At 29.6% G+C, this 18,718-nt stretch carries 17 protein-coding genes; 6 read left to right on the top strand and 11 right to left on the bottom strand.

What is annotated here, in order from left to right; all coding sequences use genetic code 11:
• Positions 1 to 7 precede the first annotated feature (7 nt).
• The 6 genes from LPB03_RS07560 (at position 8) to LPB03_RS07535 (ending at position 4,712) form a co-directional block, all read left to right on the top strand.
• Positions 8 to 1,105, top strand: a complete 1,098-nt coding sequence (locus LPB03_RS07560) for a diphosphomevalonate decarboxylase (RefSeq protein WP_065317726.1) — start codon at positions 8 to 10, stop codon at positions 1,103 to 1,105.
• Positions 1,106 to 1,116: 11 nt separating this feature from the next.
• Complete coding sequence (locus LPB03_RS07555) at positions 1,117 to 1,518, top strand: toxin-antitoxin system YwqK family antitoxin (protein WP_065317725.1); 402 nt, start codon at positions 1,117 to 1,119, stop codon at positions 1,516 to 1,518.
• A gap of 116 nt (positions 1,519 to 1,634) precedes the next feature.
• Entirely contained in the window at positions 1,635 to 2,561 is a 927-nt protein-coding gene (locus LPB03_RS07550; protein WP_065317724.1) for a mevalonate kinase family protein, read from the top strand.
• A 29-nt stretch (positions 2,562 to 2,590) separates the two neighbouring features.
• Entirely contained in the window at positions 2,591 to 3,493 is a 903-nt protein-coding gene (locus LPB03_RS07545; protein WP_065317723.1) for a geranylgeranylglycerol-phosphate geranylgeranyltransferase, read from the top strand.
• 36 nt (positions 3,494 to 3,529) lie between these two features.
• Positions 3,530 to 4,408, top strand: a complete 879-nt coding sequence (locus LPB03_RS07540) for a pseudouridine synthase (protein ID WP_065317722.1) — start codon at positions 3,530 to 3,532, stop codon at positions 4,406 to 4,408.
• 154 nt (positions 4,409 to 4,562) lie between these two features.
• Positions 4,563 to 4,712 carry a hypothetical protein gene (locus tag LPB03_RS07535; RefSeq protein WP_157579355.1) on the top strand — a complete coding sequence of 50 codons (150 nt, stop codon included), beginning with the start codon at positions 4,563 to 4,565 and terminating at the stop codon, positions 4,710 to 4,712.
• A gap of 114 nt (positions 4,713 to 4,826) precedes the next feature.
• Here LPB03_RS07535 and LPB03_RS07530 read toward each other — a convergent pair whose 3' ends face one another.
• From LPB03_RS07530 to thrS, 11 genes are all read right to left on the bottom strand, one after another.
• On the bottom strand, positions 4,827 to 7,232 hold the full coding sequence (locus LPB03_RS07530; protein ID WP_065317720.1) for a glycoside hydrolase family 31 protein: 2,406 nt from the start codon (positions 7,230 to 7,232) through the stop codon (positions 4,827 to 4,829).
• Between the two features lie 267 nt (positions 7,233 to 7,499).
• Positions 7,500 to 9,407 (bottom strand): 1,4-alpha-glucan branching protein GlgB, encoded by a 1,908-nt coding sequence (gene glgB, locus LPB03_RS07525; RefSeq protein WP_065317719.1) that lies wholly within the window; start codon positions 9,405 to 9,407, stop codon positions 7,500 to 7,502.
• A gap of 4 nt (positions 9,408 to 9,411) precedes the next feature.
• A complete protein-coding gene (locus tag LPB03_RS16885) occupies positions 9,412 to 9,546 on the bottom strand; it encodes a hypothetical protein (protein WP_262502033.1) in 135 nt (44 codons plus the stop codon).
• A gap of 94 nt (positions 9,547 to 9,640) precedes the next feature.
• Entirely contained in the window at positions 9,641 to 11,578 is a 1,938-nt protein-coding gene (locus LPB03_RS07520; RefSeq protein ID WP_065317718.1) for an alpha-1,4-glucan--maltose-1-phosphate maltosyltransferase, read from the bottom strand.
• 38 nt (positions 11,579 to 11,616) lie between these two features.
• Positions 11,617 to 12,882 (bottom strand): glucose-1-phosphate adenylyltransferase, encoded by a 1,266-nt coding sequence (locus LPB03_RS07515; protein ID WP_065317717.1) that lies wholly within the window; start codon positions 12,880 to 12,882, stop codon positions 11,617 to 11,619.
• A gap of 4 nt (positions 12,883 to 12,886) precedes the next feature.
• Positions 12,887 to 14,092 carry a glycogen synthase gene (gene glgA / locus LPB03_RS07510; RefSeq protein WP_065317716.1) on the bottom strand — a complete coding sequence of 402 codons (1,206 nt, stop codon included), beginning with the start codon at positions 14,090 to 14,092 and terminating at the stop codon, positions 12,887 to 12,889.
• 224 nt (positions 14,093 to 14,316) lie between these two features.
• The gene (locus LPB03_RS07505; protein WP_065317715.1) at positions 14,317 to 14,922 is read right to left on the bottom strand and encodes a hypothetical protein; all 606 of its coding nucleotides are present in this window, start codon (positions 14,920 to 14,922) and stop codon (positions 14,317 to 14,319) included.
• Between the two features lie 82 nt (positions 14,923 to 15,004).
• Complete coding sequence (rplT, locus tag LPB03_RS07500; protein ID WP_026776775.1) at positions 15,005 to 15,349, bottom strand: 50S ribosomal protein L20; 345 nt, start codon at positions 15,347 to 15,349, stop codon at positions 15,005 to 15,007.
• Between the two features lie 110 nt (positions 15,350 to 15,459).
• Entirely contained in the window at positions 15,460 to 15,657 is a 198-nt protein-coding gene (gene rpmI, locus LPB03_RS07495) for a 50S ribosomal protein L35 (RefSeq protein WP_026776776.1), read from the bottom strand.
• Between the two features lie 124 nt (positions 15,658 to 15,781).
• Positions 15,782 to 16,300, bottom strand: coding sequence for a translation initiation factor IF-3 (gene infC / locus LPB03_RS07490; protein ID WP_083186925.1), 519 nt, complete (start codon positions 16,298 to 16,300; stop codon positions 15,782 to 15,784).
• Between the two features lie 115 nt (positions 16,301 to 16,415).
• Positions 16,416 to 18,356, bottom strand: coding sequence for a threonine--tRNA ligase (thrS, locus tag LPB03_RS07485; RefSeq protein ID WP_065317713.1), 1,941 nt, complete (start codon positions 18,354 to 18,356; stop codon positions 16,416 to 16,418).
• Positions 18,357 to 18,718: the final 362 nt, after the last annotated feature.

Below are 18,718 nucleotides of genomic sequence, written 5' to 3'. Positions count from 1 at the left end.
TTAGACCTTGAATACAGATCAGTTTTTAGTAAAATCGGCATTAAAATATATTGATAAAGCTACATTTAAATGGCAGACACCAAGTAATATTGCTTTGGTAAAATATTGGGGAAAAAGCAATCCTCAAATTCCAAAAAATGCTTCGATTAGTTTTACGCTAAACAATTGTCATACAAATACTAGTATCGATTTTCAAAGAAAATCGAATGCTGAACTTGTTTCAGCATCTAAAACTGTAGCATTCGATTTGTTTTTTGAAGGAAAACAAAAAGAAGAATTCAAACCTAAAATTGCAGAATTTTTTAAACGCGTTCAAGATTATTGTCCATATATTTATGAGTACAAAATGACGATTTATTCAGAGAATTCTTTTCCACATTCTAGTGGAATTGCCTCTTCTGCAAGTGGTTTGTCTGCCATTGCAAGATGTTTAATGAGCTTGGAAAATGAAATTTCAACGAATTTATCAGCAGAATTCATCAACAAAAAAGCCTCTTTTTTAGCAAGATTAGGTTCAGGTTCTGCAAGTAGAAGTATAGAAGGCCCTTTAGTTGTTTGGGGAAATCATCCAGAAATTAAAGGAAGTTCAGATTTATTTGGTATAAAATTTCCTTATCAAGTAGATTCTATTTTCGAAAACTATCAAGATGTAATTTTATTGGTTGATAAAGGTGAAAAACAAGTTTCAAGCACCATTGGTCATAACTTAATGATCAATCATCCTTTTGCCGAAAACAGATTTTTGCAAGCCAATGAAAATTTGGCAAAAATGTCTACAATTTTGCAAGAAGGGAACGTCAAAGAATTTATCAATTTAGTAGAAAGTGAAGCATTAACTTTGCATGCAATGATGTTAACAAGCAATCCCTATTTTATTTTGATGAAACCAAACACGTTGGAAATTATCAACAGAATTTGGGAATATCGCCAAGAAAAAAATAGTAATATTTGTTTTACTTTAGATGCTGGTGCTAATGTGCATGTTTTGTTTCCAGAGAATGAAAAACAAAGTGTTAAAAAGTTTATAGATAGTGAGTTAGCTGTTTATTGTGATAATAATCAATATATTTGTGATCAAGTTGGTTTTGGTGCAAAACAGTTTTAATACATAATATTATGAAAAAAATAGGTTTTATTATAGGTATCTGTATGCTCTTTTCTTTTGCTACAAAAGCACAAGGAAAAGTTTATTTTGATGCAAACTGGAATATAACAGACAAAGAAAATGCGGTATATTATCGTTCAATTTCATCAAAAAAAACGAAACAAGAATGGATAATTGATTATTATATTTCTGGTAAAAAAGCTAAAGAAGTATCGTCCATAAAAGGGAAAGCTGAAGGTGCATTTTCGATGTATTATGAAACTGGAGAATTAATGACTGTTGGTAGATACCATAATAATGAAAAAGATGGTATTTGGAAAACGTATTATAAAAACGGAAAAATAAAAGAGAAAGGCAAATATGAAAATGGTGAAAAAGTTGGTGTCTGGAAAACTTTTTATAAAAACGATTAACTTTTTTAGAGAACCTATTTTAGTTAAACTTTTTAATAAAATAAAGCAAAAGCATTCACTACAAATTACCAATTAATTATTTATTCGTATTTTTGTTATATATATTGAAAAAGAAAATGAAAGGACCACTTTTTTACGCTAAAATCCTATTGTTTGGAGAATATGGAATTATCAAAGATTCTAAAGGTTTAGCAATTCCATTTAATGCGTATAGAGGCGCTTTAAAAACTTCAAAAAATTTAGAAGGGATTTCAAAAAAATCCAACGAAAATTTATATAAATTTTACAATCATATTGCTAGTTTAAATTCAGATGTGGTTTCTTTTAATTTAGAGGCTTTTAAAAAAGATTTAGAAAACGGAATGTATTTCGATTCTTCTATTCCACAAGGATATGGAGTTGGAAGTTCTGGAGCTTTGGTAGCATCTATCTATGATAATTATGCTGATGATAAAATTACAGTTTTAGAGAATTTAACTAGAGAAAAATTATTGAAATTAAAGGAAATATTCTCTTTAATGGAATCTTTTTTTCACGGAAAAAGTTCTGGTTTAGATCCTTTAAATTCTTATTTAAGTTTACCAATTTTAATCAACTCTAAAGAAAATATAGAACCTGCAGGAATTCCGTCTCAAAAAAAGGGAAAAGGAGCTGTTTTTTTATTAGATTCTGAACAAGTTGGTGAAACAGAACCTATGGTAAACATCTTTATGAATAAGATGAAAAACGAAGGTTTTAGAAAAATGATTAGCGAAGAATTTGCTTTACACACAGATGCTTGTATAGAAAATTTTCTTCAAGGTGATGTAAAATCTTTATTTGGTAACGTAAAAAGTTTATCAAAAGTTGTTCTAAAGAATTTTAAACCAATGATTCCTGATGCTTTTCATAAAGTTTGGGAAAATGGAATTGCAACTAACGATTATTATTTAAAGCTTTGTGGTTCTGGAGGTGGAGGTTATATTTTAGGATTTACTGAAAATTATAAAAAAGCACAAGAAAGTTTAAAAGATTATAAATTAGAGTTGGTCTATAGATTCTAACAAATCTCTCTTACTAGTTCTTCCCACAAATGAAGACGTTTCTTAAAAAAGCATTTAGTCTAATATCTGTTGTTAGAGGTTATAACATTCTTGTTTTAATCTTTGCTCAGTATTTGGCATCGATTTTTATATTTTCTCCAGAAAAATCAATTTCTCACGTAATTTTTGATCTTCATCTACATTATATTGTACTAGCAACTGTTTGTGTGGTTGCAGCTGGTTATATTATCAATAATTTTTATGATGATAAAGTAGATAGAATTAACAGACCTTTAAAAACAGGTTTGGATAATTATGTGCGTCAAGAAACAAAATTAAGGCTTTACTTTTTTCTGAATTTTGTCGGCTTTCTTTTTGGTTTTTTTGTTTCTTGGAAAGCAGGTTTGTTTTTTGCAGTGTATATTTTTGGTATTTGGTTCTATTCTCATAAGTTAAAAAAATATCCATTTACGGGGCTAATTTCTGCAACTTCATTAACGTTAATGCCTTTCTTTGTTATTTTTGTGTATTACAAAAACTTTTCAGATATTATTTTTATCCACGCTATTTTTCTTTTTCTAGTGATTATGGTTCGAGAATTAATCAAAGATTTACAGAATATGAAAGGTGCAATTGCCAACAATTATGATACATTTCCTATTGTGTATGGTGAGAAAAAGACAAAACAACTTTCTATTTTATTATTATTTTTAACTTTAATTCCAATTTTTTTTCTGTTTCAATATCCAGCATTAAGTTATATGAAGTATTATTTTTACTTTGCAATAGTTTCTTTATTATTTCTGGCTTTTTATCTTTGGAAATCAACAGAAAGAAACCAATACCGATTTTTACATAACGTATTAAAAATACTACTTTTAATAGGTGTTTTTTGTCTTGTTTTTATTGATACATCTTTATTATTAGAAAAAGTAATTGAGAGATTGAATTAATTTGCAATTTGAGTACCTTTGCAAAAATTTATTATAATGGAATCAAATAAAAACTCGTCGAGAAGACGACAAGATGGTAAAAAAAGTACACCTTTAAGCAGAAAGCCACAAAGCAAAAAACCGCTTAGTAGAAAACCTTTAGACAAGAAAACTGTAAAAAAGGAATTCAAAAAAATAACTCCCAATAAAACTTCTGATGAAACTTCAGGAATTCGTTTAAATAAATACATTGCCAATTCTGGAATTTGCTCACGTAGAGAAGCAGATACTTATATAGAGCATGGTAGTGTGCAAGTAAATGGAAAGTTGGTTACAGAAATGGGTTACAAAGTGCAACCTGATGATATTGTTCAATTTGATGGAACTTCAATTACACCTGAACAAAAGAAATATGTGTTGTTAAATAAGCCTAAAAACTATATTACAACCATGGAAGATGATCGTGGTCGAAAAACTGTTATGGAGCTGATTGCCAATGCATCTAAAGAACGTATTTATCCTGTTGGACGTTTAGATAGAAACACAACTGGTTTATTATTATTTACTAATGATGGCGATTTAGCTAAAAAGTTAACACATCCAAAACATAATGTTCGTAAATTATACCACGCTTCTCTAGATAAGAAATTAGAATTAAGAGATTTAGAAAAATTACGAGGAGAAGTTGTTATTGAAGGTAAAAAAGTATTTATTGATGCAGTTTCTTATGTTAATGGAGAGCCAAAAACTGAAATTGGTATCGAAATTCATTCTGGTAGAAATAGAATTGTTCGTAAAATATTTGAACACGTAGGTTACAAAGTAAATAAACTAGATAGAGTTATTTTTGCTGAATTAACTAAGAAAAACTTACCAAGAGGAAGATGGAGAGAGCTTACAAATTTAGAAGTGAATAATCTTCAAATGATGAAATAATTATAGAAATCCAGCTTTTAAGCTGGATTTTTTTATGTTAGCTTTTTAATAACTTAAAATTTAAGTCTAAATTATTTGAGTTACTCTTTAAATGGTTTGAACTAATTTAATGATTGATTCTATAATATCTTTGAGTAAACAAAAACTAAACATTATGATTGCTACAAAAATATTAGGCTTAACAGCTGCAGTAAGTAAAAATAAAAAATTAAAAATAGCACTACTTTTAGTAGAAGTTGCTTTATTAGCCTTAGCATATAAGTCTGGTAAAGACAGTAAAAAACTAAAAAGTAAGAGCAAATAATTAAACTAATAATATCAATAAATTTAAAATAATCAATTTTAAATTATTTTCTAAAATAAAAGAGCCTTTCTATAATAGAAAGGCTCTTTGAATATTAAAACATTTTTATATTATTTATTTACCAAATAAATGTAATTCTGTAAATTCTTTATCTACAGTTATACATTGAGATGTATTTGAATTAGACTTATCTAATTCAACTTCTACATTATCAATTTGAATAGATGTAATAGAAAAAGGCAAATTATGTAATACAATTTTGAATTTAGTATAAGGTGCACTGTATGTACCTTCTTTGAATTGTTGTAATATAAATTCTTTCTTTTTACCTGTTAATTTAAAGTTACGTAAACTATATCTACCTTTTTTATAATCATAGCCATCATGAGCATCATCATATAATTCAGATTTTTCTTTACCTAATTTATAATAAACATCTAAAGTAACTTCATCAAAATCTTTTTCGCCAACATATTGTTGTACTGGATATTTAGGAATAACTGCACCTTCTTTAATAAAAATTGGCATGCTATCTAGTTCAGCATCTACCCACATTTCTTTTCCACCTTCTACAACTTCATCTGTCCAAAGGTTATACCAATTACCTCTAGGAATATACATTCTTCTTCCTTTAGCATTTGGCTCTTGAATTGGGCAAACTAAAATATGGTCACCATACACAAACTCATCACTTCTATAATGTGTATGTACATCTTCTTGATCAAATAAAACCAAAGACTTTAAAATTGGAGTTCCATTATTAATATGATTCCAAAAAGCAGTGTATAAATAAGGTAATAATTGATATCTTAATTCTACGAATTTTCTTACGATATCTGTAATTTCTTCTCCAAAAACCCAAGGTTCTTGATCTCCATGATCTCCAGAAGAATGCACTCTACAAAAAGCGTGAAAAACACCTAATTGAATCCATCTTGCGAATAATTCTCCTTGAGGTTGTTCTGCAAAACCACCAATATCAGATCCTGCAAAAGAAAAACCAGACATTGCCATTCTTTGGGCTTGATTATTTGCAATGGCTAAATGCTCCCAAGTTGCAACATTATCTCCAAACCAAGTTGAGGTATATCTTTGTGCTCCAGAATATGCAGATCTTGTAATTACAAAAGGTCTTTTTGGATACGCATATTTCTTTAAACCATGATAGGTTGAACGTGCCATTTGCGTTCCATAAATGTTATGTGCTTTTCTATGAGAACAAGGATTGCCATCATAATCATGACGAACGTCATCTGGAAAAGATTTGTTAGGAACATCCATTACAGCTGGCTCATTCATATCATTCCATACACCTTTTACACCAATATCTTCAATTAATTCTTTAAATAAACCAGACCACCATTCTCTAACTTCTGGTTTTGTATAATCTGGAAAATAACATTCTCCAGGCCAAACTTTACCTTTCATATATGGGCCATCTGCACGTTTACAGAAATAATCTTTATCTAATGCTTCTTTAAAAACATCATATTCTAAATCAATTTTAATTCCTGGATCTATAATAACCACAGTTTTAAAACCATCGTCTTCTAATTCTTGAACCATTCTTTTTGGGTCAGGAAAATAATTTTTATCCCAAGTAAAACATCTAAAACCATCCATATAATCGATATCTAAATAGATAGCATCACAAGGAATTTGTAAATCTCTAAACGTTCTAGTAACTTCTTTTACATTACTTTCTGGATAATAACTCCATTTACATTGATGAAAACCTAAAGCCCAAAGTGGAGGCATATTGTGAGGTTTTCCTGTTAAATCTGTATAATTTTTAACAACATCTTCCATTTTTGGCCCGTAAATGAAATAGTAATTCATTTCACCACCTTGTGCCCAAAAACTAGTTACATTTCTTCTTTCATGAGCAAAATCGAAAGAAGTTTTAAAGGTATTATCAAAGAAAATACCATAAGATTTATTATTCTGAATGGCTGTATAAAAAGGAATCGCCTTATAAATAGGATCTGTATTTTTACCAAAGGCATACGAGTCTGTTGCCCAGTTTTCAAAACGTTTTCCTTTCATATTCACTTCTACAGGCTTATCTCCTAAACCATAAAAGCTTTCTGCCTTTTGGCAAGTTTTACTCATTTTTACGATGTCTCCACCAAATTCATAGCTTTCTTCCCAATGAAAACCAATTTCATCTTCATTAATTAATTTATTATCAATAGCATCATATAAACTAACTTGTAAACTTGATTTTTCTACTTTACAGATTAATTTTGATGTCTTAATAACATAATGTGTTTCTTCTTCATTTACTTTTAAGAAGCTATATCCTCTTGATGCATGAATGGTAACTCCATAAGAAAAGTCGTTTTCAAATTTTCCTGAAGTTGCGTATCGAAAACGAATAACACTATCTCTAACAACAGTTACTTGTAAAACAACATTATTTTTAGTGGTAAAATATAAAGTATCTACGTCTTTTCTATAATTAACTATTTCTGTTGGGAATAAATTCCCTTTTTGTTCTAATTCAGTATTAACAATCATAAATTTTGGTTGTTTATTTAAGGTGTATAATCGTAGAATTTATCAATTTATATATATTGAAAATGTTACGAGTATTTTAATTTCAACTACAAAAATATTGCTTATTTATTTAAAAATTAATTAAATAGGATTTCTTTTAATGATTGGTAAAAGAATTTTTGAAGTCTTAAAAAGTAACTTATTTTTTGTGAAGTATAAAAAAATAATACCTTTTTATTACTAATTTCTTACAAGGAAAAACTTTTCCTTGTAAGAAAATATGTGTTATTATTTAAATTTAAAAGCTAACATTCCTAAAGGAGGTAAATTTAATTCAACAGAATGTTCTCTATTGTTCCATTCTTTTTCTTCGGATGTTAATTTGGTGTTTTTATAATTACTTGTTCCGTAATATTTTTGATCATCACTATTAAAAACTTCTTTTAAAGTTCCTGCTTTTGGCAAGCCAATTCTGTAGTTTTCTCTTGGAACTGGTGTTAAATTTAGAATAATAATTATATTATCTTTTTCATTTTCACCTTTTCTAATATACGTCATAACACAGTTTTGATGATCTCCATGATCTATCCACTCAAAACCTTCATGAGAAAATTGTTTTTGATATAAAGCTGGTTCTTTGCTGTAAAATTTATTTAAATCTTTGACCAAACTTTGTGCACCTTTATGAACATCATACTGCAAAAGATGCCAATCTAAACTTCCATTAAAATTCCATTCAGATGTTTGTCCAAACTCACTTCCTTGAAACAATAATTTAGTTCCTGGATGTGTGTACATAAAACTATATAATAAACGCAAGTTTGCGAACTTTTGCCATTCATCACCAGGCATTTTATCAACAATCGATTTTTTACCATACACAACTTCATCATGAGAAAGTGGCAACATAAAATTCTCTGAAAATGCGTAATTTAAACCAAAAGTTAATTCATTTTGATGATGTTTTCTATAAATAGTTTCTTTCTGAAAATACCCAAGAGTATCATGCATCCAACCCATCATCCATTTCATGCCAAAACCTAAACCACCATCGTAAATGGGTCTAGAAACTTTTGGAAAAGAAGTAGATTCTTCTGCAATAGTTTGCACATCAGGAAAAGATTCATATACAGCAGCATTCATTTCTTTGATAAAATCGATGGCTTCTAAATATTCATTTCCTCCAAACATATTTGGTTCCCATTCACCATCTTCTCTAGAATAATCTAAAAATAACATCGATGCTACAGCATCTACTCTTAAACCATCTGCATGATATTGATCTAACCAAAAAATGGCATTACTAATTAAAAATGCTTTTATTTCGTTTCTACCATAATTAAAAATTAAACTTTTCCAATCTTGGTGATATCCCTTTCGTCTGTCTGGATGTTCATATAAATGTGAGCCATCAAAAAATCCTAAACCATGATCGTCTGAAGGAAAATGCGATGGAACCCAATCTAATAAAACTCCAATGCTAGCTTCGTGAAATTTATCAACCAAAAATTTAAAATCATCTGGATATCCAAAACGAGATGTTGGTGCAAAATATCCTGTTAATTGATATCCCCAACTTGGGTCATAAGGATATTCCATGATTGGCATAAATTCTACATGTGTAAAATTCATGTCTTTTACATACTTCACTAAATCGTCTGCTAATTCTCTATAACTTAAAAACCTATTTTCTTCAATTTGTTTTTTCCAAGAACCTAAATGAACTTCATACACAGCATAAGGCGCATCTAACGCATTATTTTTCTTTCTGTTTTTCATCCATTTTTTATCGGTCCATTTATAATCATCTTCCCAAACTTGTGAAGCTGTTTTTGGAGGATGTTCGCATCTTCTTGCAAAAGGATCTGCTTTTTCTGTAGTTACGTTATTGCTAGAATTACGTATTTTATATTTATAAATAGCGCCTTTTGTAACTTCAGGAATAAAACCTTCCCAAATACCACTTCCATCCCAACGTACATTTAAATGATGTTCGCCTTCTAACCAAAAATTAAAATCGCCAATTACGGATACTGATTTTGCACTTGGAGCCCAAACAGCAAAATAGGTTCCTTTAACACCATCTACAGTGATAATGTGCGAACCAAATTTTTCGTATAAACGATAATGTTTTCCTCCTTTAAATAAATTAATATCAAATTCTGTAAAAAGACTGTGTGCTATTGTTTGTGCCATAAATTTATGAATTCATAATGTTTGCAATTCCTTTTAAAGGAATAATTGTCCATTTAGGCCTTGAATTTTGTTCGTACCCTAACTCGTAATTTGCTTTATCTAATAAGCATTCAAAAGAAATAAATAAACTAAAATACATTTACAAATTCTTTATCCTCTATTAACTCTTTCCAACTTTTGGGAGATGAAAACATAGCAATATCAGAATCTGTAAATGTTTCTTGAGTCATTCTTTATTTATTGATTTTAAAAATATGAAAAGGTAAAGTTGTGTGTAACTCTACATAATTCCATTCATTATACCAATTGTAAGAATTTCGTGTAATTAAATCGACCACTTCTATTTTATATTCATGAGAAACTCGTAATTCATTTAGTGGTAATTGAACTGAACCAGCTTGCGAATGATAAGCATCTAAACTTATAACTGTTAACGTTTCATTGGTTCTTTCATCATTCCATTTATAAAAAGCAATGATTTGCTCATTACCAGTTTCTAAAAATTGAATGTTATTGGTTTGTTGATACGATTCGTTTTCTTTTCTGATTTGATTTATTTTCGAAATTAAATGAGTAACTTTATTCTCTTTAAACCAATCATAATTGCATAATTGGAATTTTTCTGACATGTAATATTCCTCTTTTCCTACAATTGGAGTATCGATCATTTGCTCAAAAACAGGTCCGTAAATTCCTATATTAGATGATAATGTTGCTGCTAAAGCATAACGTTGTAAATACTTACTTTCTGGAGCACCTTGTAAATGATAAGGATTAATATCTGGCGTGTTTGGCCAAAAATTAGGTCTCATATATTCACGTTGATTCGTTTTTGTCAAATCGTTCATATACTCAATTAATTCGTGTTTAGAATCTCGCCAAGTAAAATACGTATAGGATTGTGTGTAGCCTTGTTTTGCTAATTGTTGCATTACTTTTGGTCTTGTAAAGGCTTCTGCTAAAAACAACACATCTGGGTGTTGTTTTTTAATTTCGGCAATTACCCAACCCCAAAAGTAGTAAGGTTTTGTATGAGGATTATCAACTCTAAAAACGTTAATTCCACAATCAATCCAATATAAAAAAGTATCTAAACACTCTTGCCAAAGATTTTTGTAATCTTTTGTTTCCCAATAAATAGGTAAAATATCTTGGTATTTTTTCGGTGGATTTTCAGCATACTGTACAGTTCCATCTGGTCTCCATTTAAACCAATCTGGATGTTCTTTTACCCAAGGATGATCTGGAGCTGCTTGCAATGCGTAATCCATAGCCACTTCAATTCCTTGCTTTTTTGCTTCTGAAACTAGGTTTTTAAAATCATCTAAAGAACCCAATTCTGGATGAATATCTTTATGACCTCCATGTTTTGAACCAATTCCCCAAGTTGAGCCAACATCTCCTTCTTGTGCAACTGTAGTATTGTTTTTCCCTTTTCTGTTTACTTCTCCAATAGGATGAATAGGAGGAAAGTACAAAGTGTCAAAACCCATTTGTGCAATTCTTGGCAACAATCTGTGGCAATCGTTAAATGTACCATGTATACCTTCTGTTTTTGAAGCTGAACGTGGAAAAAATTCGTACCAAGTAGAAAACCTTGCCTTTAATCTATCAACATAAACAGCAAATTCATTTGAGTTTTGTGTTAAAAATTTCTCAGGATTACTTTCTAAAATATGAGTTAACCTTTCAGAAGTTGCTTCTCTTATAGCTTCATTATAGGCATCTTTCGTTTTAAAAATTTTAATAAGATGCGTTAAATATGCTTTATCATCTTTATTAACTTTTTTTAAAATTGCTGTAATTAATTCTGAACCTTCTAATAACTCTGAGCTTACATGTTGATGATCGTCAATTTTACGACCAATTCCATGTTGCCAGTTTAAAGCATAATCTACCCAACCTTCAATTTTATAGGCATAAAAACCTTGTTTTGTCGTCTGAAAACTTGCAATATAACCATCATTAGAAGTTGGTTGCATTCTAATTTCCGACCATTTTTTTTCTGATTCATGTTTGTATAGTAAACTTGCTTGTAATACATCATGTCCATCCACTAAAACATCTGCAGTTACATTTACAATTTCATTTACAACGCGTTTTATAAATACAGTTCCTTGATTTATTTGAGGAGCAATATTTTCTATAACAATTCTACTTTGGTTTTGCATTCAGTTTAATTCGTTTTAATAAAAAAATACGTTTTGTTTTATCCTATGATAGTTCCTTTAGTAATTGTAGCATCTTTTTTAATCACTACAATACCATCTTTTACTAGGTAAGTGTCTGTTTCAATATTGTCTATATGTCTGCCACCATTAATTCTAACATCATCTCCAATTCTACAGTTTTTATCTACAATACAATTATGAATATAGCATCGATCTCCAATACCCATCATAATATCAATTTTATTGTCTGCAACATCTTTTAAAGATTCATAAGAATCATTACCCATCATATACGTATTAGATATAAGTGAATTTTTACCAATTCTTGAACGAATACCAATAACACATCTGTCAATTTTTTCTGCGTGAATGATGCAACCATCACCAATAACAGCTTTATTTAAAATGGTACCAGATATTTTTGAAGTAGGTAATATTCTAGGTCGTGTATAAATTCCATTACTATCATATAAATTAAATTGAGGAACATCATCTGTTAATCCTAAATTTGCTTCAAAGAAAGAGTCTATATTTCCAATATCGGTCCAATATCCTTCATATTGATAGCTTAACGTTTTGTGGTTTTCTATGGCTTGAGGAATAATTTCTTTACCAAAATCGTTGGTATCAGGATTATCCATTAATTTTTTTAATAAATTTCTATTAAAAATATAAATACCCATAGAAGCTAAATAGTGTCTTCCTTGTTTATCCATTTCTTCACCCACATCAGATGTCCAATTTGGTAATAATTCTTCTCCTGGTTTTTCTATAAAAGAGGTAATAATATTTTCGTCATTTGTTTTTAATAATCCAAAAGAGGTGGCATCTTTTGCGTTTACAGGATACGTTGCAATTGTAATTTCTGCACCACTTTCTTCATGTTTTTTAATCATATCATTAAAATCCATTTGATATAATTGATCTCCAGAAAGAATTAATGCATATTCAAAATCATTCTGTAAAAAATGATGCATACTTTGTCTTACAGCATCTGCAGTTCCTTGAAACCACTCATCACTATTAATGGTTTGTTCTGCAGCTAAAACATCTACAAAAGCAGAACTAAAAAAACTAAAATGATAGGTATTTTTAATATGTGCATTTAAAGAAGCAGAATTAAACTGCGTTAACACATACATTCTTTTAATGTCAGAATTTATACAATTAGAAATGGGTATATCTACCAATCTGTACTTACCAGCAATTGGTACAGCAGGTTTAGACCTATCTTTGGTTAGAGGATATAGTCTTGAACCTTGTCCTCCTCCTAATATTATTCCTAATACTTTATTATTGATCATAGTATTATTTTTTTAATGATTTGTATAATTCTTCAACTTGTTTAGCAATTGCAATCCAATCAAAATGTTCTTCAACTCTTTTTCTCCCTTTTTTTGCCATGGATTTTCTCAAAACTGGGTCAGCAATAACTTTATTAATTCCATTCGCTAAATCTCTAGCAAATTTATCTGGATCAATAGGTTCAAAAGGAGCTTCTTTTTGTTGTTCAACTGGCACTAAAATACCAGTTTCATTATGCACAACCACTTCTTTAATACCACCAACAGCACTTGCAACAACAGCTGTATCACAAGCCATTGCTTCAATATTTATAATGCCAAAAGGTTCGTAAATTGATGGGCAACAAAAAACAGCTGCATGAGAATATAATTCGATGATTTCTTTTTTAGTGACCATTTTATCAATCCAAATAACATTGTTACGCGTTTTTTGAACCTCATGTACAGCAACTTCCATTTCTTTACCAATTTCTTTGGTATCTGGAGCACCTGCACATAAAACAATTTGTGTATCTGGATCTATATATTTGATAGCATTTACCAAATGAATAATCCCTTTTTGTCTGGTTATTCTGCCTACAAAAAGAACATAAGGTTTTGTTTTATCAATTTTATATTCATCTAAAGTTGATGAATCTGTAGTAGTTATATATTGTTGAAGGTTGATGCCATTGTAAATTACTTTTACTTTGCTTTCATCAACATTAAAATGTTTTAAGACATCTTCTTTGGTTTCTTCTGAAACAGCAATAAGTGCATCTGCCATTTCAATGGCTGTTTTTTCTATCCAAGAAGACGCATCATAACCACGTCCTAATTGTTCGCGTTTCCAAGGTCTTAAAGGTTCTAAAGAATGTGTGGTAATTACTAATGGAACACCATAACAAAGCTTTGCCATAATTCCTGCAAAGTGAGCATACCAAGTATGGCAATGAACTACATCTGCATCAATTACATCTGCGTTCATGTGTAAACCTGTACTTAAAGTTTGGAATACTGCTTTAAGTTTATCATCAGCATTTTTAAAAGTTTCATCTTCGTAAGGAAAACCTTTAACACTTAAATTCCCTTCTTTCGAATCTTGATCTCCAAAACAACGAACTTCAACATCCATCAGTTTAGAGAGCTCTTCTGCTAGGTATTCTACATGAACACCTGCACCTCCATAAACGTAAGGAGGAAATTCTCTAGTATAAAAAAGGGTTTTCATAATTTTTTAGTAAATTTAAAGTAGTTATTCTTTTAAAATGAAAAGATAAGAAAATACTCTTTAATGGACTAAAAAATGTGATTCATTTAATTATATATAAATATTATTATGAAACTCTTAATAATTATTGGTTAAAGGTTTTTTTTTTGAAATATTGTTAGTGAAATCTAGATTTTGCAATGAATTTATTAAATCTTTAATTGTTTGAAATAGCTATTTTTAACTTAGCTATTTCTTAATTTGTTCACTTCGTCTTGAAGTTGTCTTCTTAATTTTTGTTCTCTTTCTAAAGATTTTTTTCTATGCTCTTCGAATTCTTGTTCAACATCAAGCAAATTGTTTTGAGCCTCTTTAGTAAGAACATTACTTTGTGAAAACTTAAATATAAAGTAGAATAATGCTAAAAGAGAAACAATAATTATACTCCAAAGTAAAAGGTTATAATTAGTTTTGCTTAGTTCAGTTCCAAATAAAGAGATTGAGTTTTCATTCTTTTTAGAGGCTTCTAGTTCTGATTGCGTTTTTAATAATAAATCTTTAGTACCTTTAATATTATCTCTTTCGGCTTTTAAAAGACTTTCCTTTTCAGAGATTAAATTTTTGGCATCCTTTAAAGAATCTAATACGTTTTTTTTCAATTCTAAATATTTATCCTTTCCAATTACTTTGTAAACTTGGTACGTGGTAGATATTCTGTAAATTTTATCAAATTGCCCTTCTAATGAGTTGTCTTCTTCCACAACTTGTGGTTCTGGTTCTGGTTCTGATTCTTGAGAAAAGTTTGATAAACTGATAGCTAAAAAAAGAAGTAATAATATTTTAGATTTCATTATAGTGTTTTTAATAATGTAAATTTATGAAAAAAACCCAAACTTTACGTTTGGGTTTTAATTATAAGCAAGTAATTTATATTTATTTTATTTTTTCTACAACTGCCTTAAAAGCGTTTGGGTTGTTTACAGCTAAATCAGCTAAAACCTTTCGGTTTAAATCGATGTTATTAGCTTTAACTTTCCCCATAAATTGAGAATAAGACATTCCATTTAAACGAGCTGCTGCGTTAATACGCATAATCCATAAAGAACGGAAGTTTCTCTTATTGTTTTTACGGTCTCTATATGCATAAAGCATACCTTTTTCAACCGCATTTTTTGCTACTGTATAAACGTTTTTTCTACGTCCAAAGTAACCTTTTGCTGCCTTCAAGATTTTTTTTCTTCTTTTTCTTGAGGCTACTGAATTTACTGATCTTGGCATAATTTCAATGTGTTTTGTAGTTGGCGATTCAAAAGTTTATATGTTTAAATTTTGAATTCTTTTTGAGCCAAACTCCATGGTTAATAATTAAATTCCCTTAAAGCTTAAACTTATTTTAAGTTTAGCATTAGCTTAACGTTAGGCTCATCTGCTTTATCTACTAAAGTATGGTGAGTTAACTTTAATTTACGTTTTTTAGACTTCTTTGTTAAGATATGACTTTTAAACGCGTGCTTTCTTTTGATTTTCCCAGTACCAGTAACTTTAAATCGTTTTTTGGCGCTAGATTTTGTTTTCATTTTAGGCATTTCTCCTTCGTTTTTAACTTGCTTATTATTATGAGTTGTAAAGATTATAAAGTTGTAAAGTTTTAAAATTAGCTATAAAAAACTAAGTTTAAAACGTTTAGACTTTGTAACTTTAAAACTGAATTTATTTCAATTTCTTTGGAGCAATAAACATAATCATACGTTTACCTTCCAATTTTGGTAACTGTTCCACTTTACCATATTCTTCTAATTCTTGGGCTAATTTTAATAATAAAATTTGTCCTTGTTCTTTAAATATAATAGAACGTCCTTTAAAGAATACAAATGCTTTTAATTTAGCACCATCTTGTAAAAACTTAACAGCATGCTTCTTTTTGAATTCATAATCATGCTCATCAGTCTGTGGTCCAAAACGAATCTCTTTAATAGTAACCTTAGTGGCTTTCGATTTTAGAACTTTTTCACGTTTCTTTTGCTCGTATAAAAATTTCTTATAATCGATAATCTTACAAACAGGAGGTTTTGCTTTGGGTGAAATTTCAACCAAATCTAATTCTTGTTCTTTGGCAATTTCTTTTGCTTTCGCTAAAGGATACACACCAACTTCTACATTATCGCCCACAAGACGAACTTCGTCAACATATTTTATTTTCTCATTAATCCTATGTTGATCTTCTTTGATTACTCTTAATGGTCTTCTTGACCTACTTCTACGTATTGCTATGACTTATAATTTTTAAATTTAACTTATGATTGTTTTATCAATCTCTATATTGTGTAATGAAATTCAAATTTACTTAAAATTTCTTCAATGTTTTACTTTCTTCGGCTTTTATTATTGATATAAATTCTTCAATTGTAAAAGTACCTAAATCTCCTTCACCATGTTTCCTTACAGAAACTGTGCCATCTTGCTCTTCCTTTTCGCCAACAATAATCATAAATGGGATTTTGTTAACTTCTGCATCTCGTATTTTACGTCCAGTTTTTTCACTTCTGTCATCTACGAGGGCGCGAATTTCGGAATTTTCTAACGATTCTAAAACTTTTTCGCTATATTTTTGATATTTATCACTGATTGGCAATAAGATAACTTGATCTGGAGTTAGCCAAAGTGGGAAATTTCCACCTGTATGCTCCAGTAAAACCGCTATAAAACGTTCCATAGAACCAAATGGCGCTCTATGAATCATTACTGGTCTATGAGATTGATTATCTGAACCTGTATAGGTTAAATCGAAACGTTTTGGTAGGTTATAATCTACCTGAATCGTTCCAAGTTGCCAACTTCTGCCTAAAGCATCCTTCACCATAAAGTCTAATTTTGGACCATAAAAGGCGGCTTCACCTTCTTCGATCACAAATTTTAAACCTTTATCAGTAGCAGCATTTATAATTGCTTGTTCAGCAATTTCCCAAGTTGCTGTATCTCCTATATACTTATCTGGGTTACTTTTATCTCTAATAGAAACTTGTGCTGTAAAATCTTCAAAACCTAAAGAACCAAAAACATACAAGACTAAATCAATTACATCTTTAAATTCTTGATCTAATTGTTCTGGTGTACAGAAAATATGAGCATCATCTTGTGTAAAACCTCGTACACGAGTTAAACCATGTAGTTCTCCACTTTGTTCATATCTATAAACGGTTCCAAATTCTGCAAAACGTTTTGGTAAATCTTTATAAGAATAAGGTTTAAAGTTGTAAACTTCACAATGGTGAGGGCAATTCATAGGTTTTAATAAAAACTCCTCATCCATTTTCGGAGTTTTTATCGATTGAAAACTATCAGCACCATATTTTTCATAATGTCCAGAAGTAACATAAAGTTCCTTTTGACCAATATGAGGTGTCATAACCATTTCGTACCCTGCTTTTTTCTGAGCAGCTTTTAAGAAATCTTCTAATCTAGCACGTAAAGCAGCTCCTTTTGGTAACCATAAAGGTAAACCAGCACCAACTTTTTGAGAAAAAGTAAATAACTCTAGTTCTTTCCCTAACTTTCTATGGTCTCTTTTTTTAGCTTCTTCTAATAACTCTAAGTATTCAGTTAGCATTTTTTGTTTTGGAAAACTAATTCCATAAACACGCGTTAACTGATTGTTTTTCTCATCTCCTCTCCAATAAGCGCCAGCAACACTCATTATTTTAATTGCCTTAATAATTCCTGTGTTAGGAATATGCCCTCCTCTACATAAATCAGTAAAATTACTATGATCACAAAAAGTGATTTCACCATCTGTTAAGTTTTCAATTAACTCAACTTTATATTCGTTATTTTCTTCTTTATATAATGACAAAGCATCAGCTTTAGAAACAGATCGAATAGAAAATTCATGTTTTCCACGAGCAATTTCTAAAAATTTCTTTTCAATAGCTGGAAAATCTTTATCAGAAATAACATCATCACCCAAATCTACATCATAATAAAAGCCGTTATCAATTGCAGGTCCAATAGTTAGTTTTGCCTTTGGATAAAAACTTAAAATTGCTTCAGCTAAAACGTGAGCAGAAGAATGCCAAAAGGCTTTTTTACCATCATCATCATTAAATGTATATAAAATTAGCGATCCATCCGTGGCTAGTGAGGTAGTGGTTTCGATAGTTTTTCCGTTAAAACTTGCAGAAATAACGTTTCTAGCAAAACCTTCACTAATGCTTTTAGCAACATCAATAGGTGTGCTATTTATTTCAAACTCTTTAATAGTTCCGTCAGGTAAAGTAATATTAATCATTTAATCTATTTAATTTGAGGTGGCAAAGATATTAGAAAACAATATTTCACACAATATATATGTGTACTTAATTCGTGTCTACTTTTTTATGCTTGGAATCGAAAACAGAAATTGATTGAGATTCTCTTACATTTAATCGAAAAGCATATTTTATAACTATATATTGAGTTAGTAAATGAATTTAAATTAATTTTTAAAAATAGTATTGATCACTAATCAATTTGTAAAAAAAAACATGTGTTTAGCTTCATTAATAGTTTGAAGAATATAGTTATTAATTTCGAATTTCCTTCATAGAGTTTTTTTTTGTGAGATTTTAACATGTTATATATAGTTTCAAAATATATTTATTTATAAATGTT

The sequence above is a fragment of the Polaribacter vadi genome (assembly GCF_001761365.1).
Classification (GTDB): domain Bacteria; phylum Bacteroidota; class Bacteroidia; order Flavobacteriales; family Flavobacteriaceae; genus Polaribacter; species Polaribacter vadi.
The sequence above is the reverse complement of the archived record's forward strand: the minus strand, read 5'-3'. Positions and strand labels throughout refer to the sequence as shown.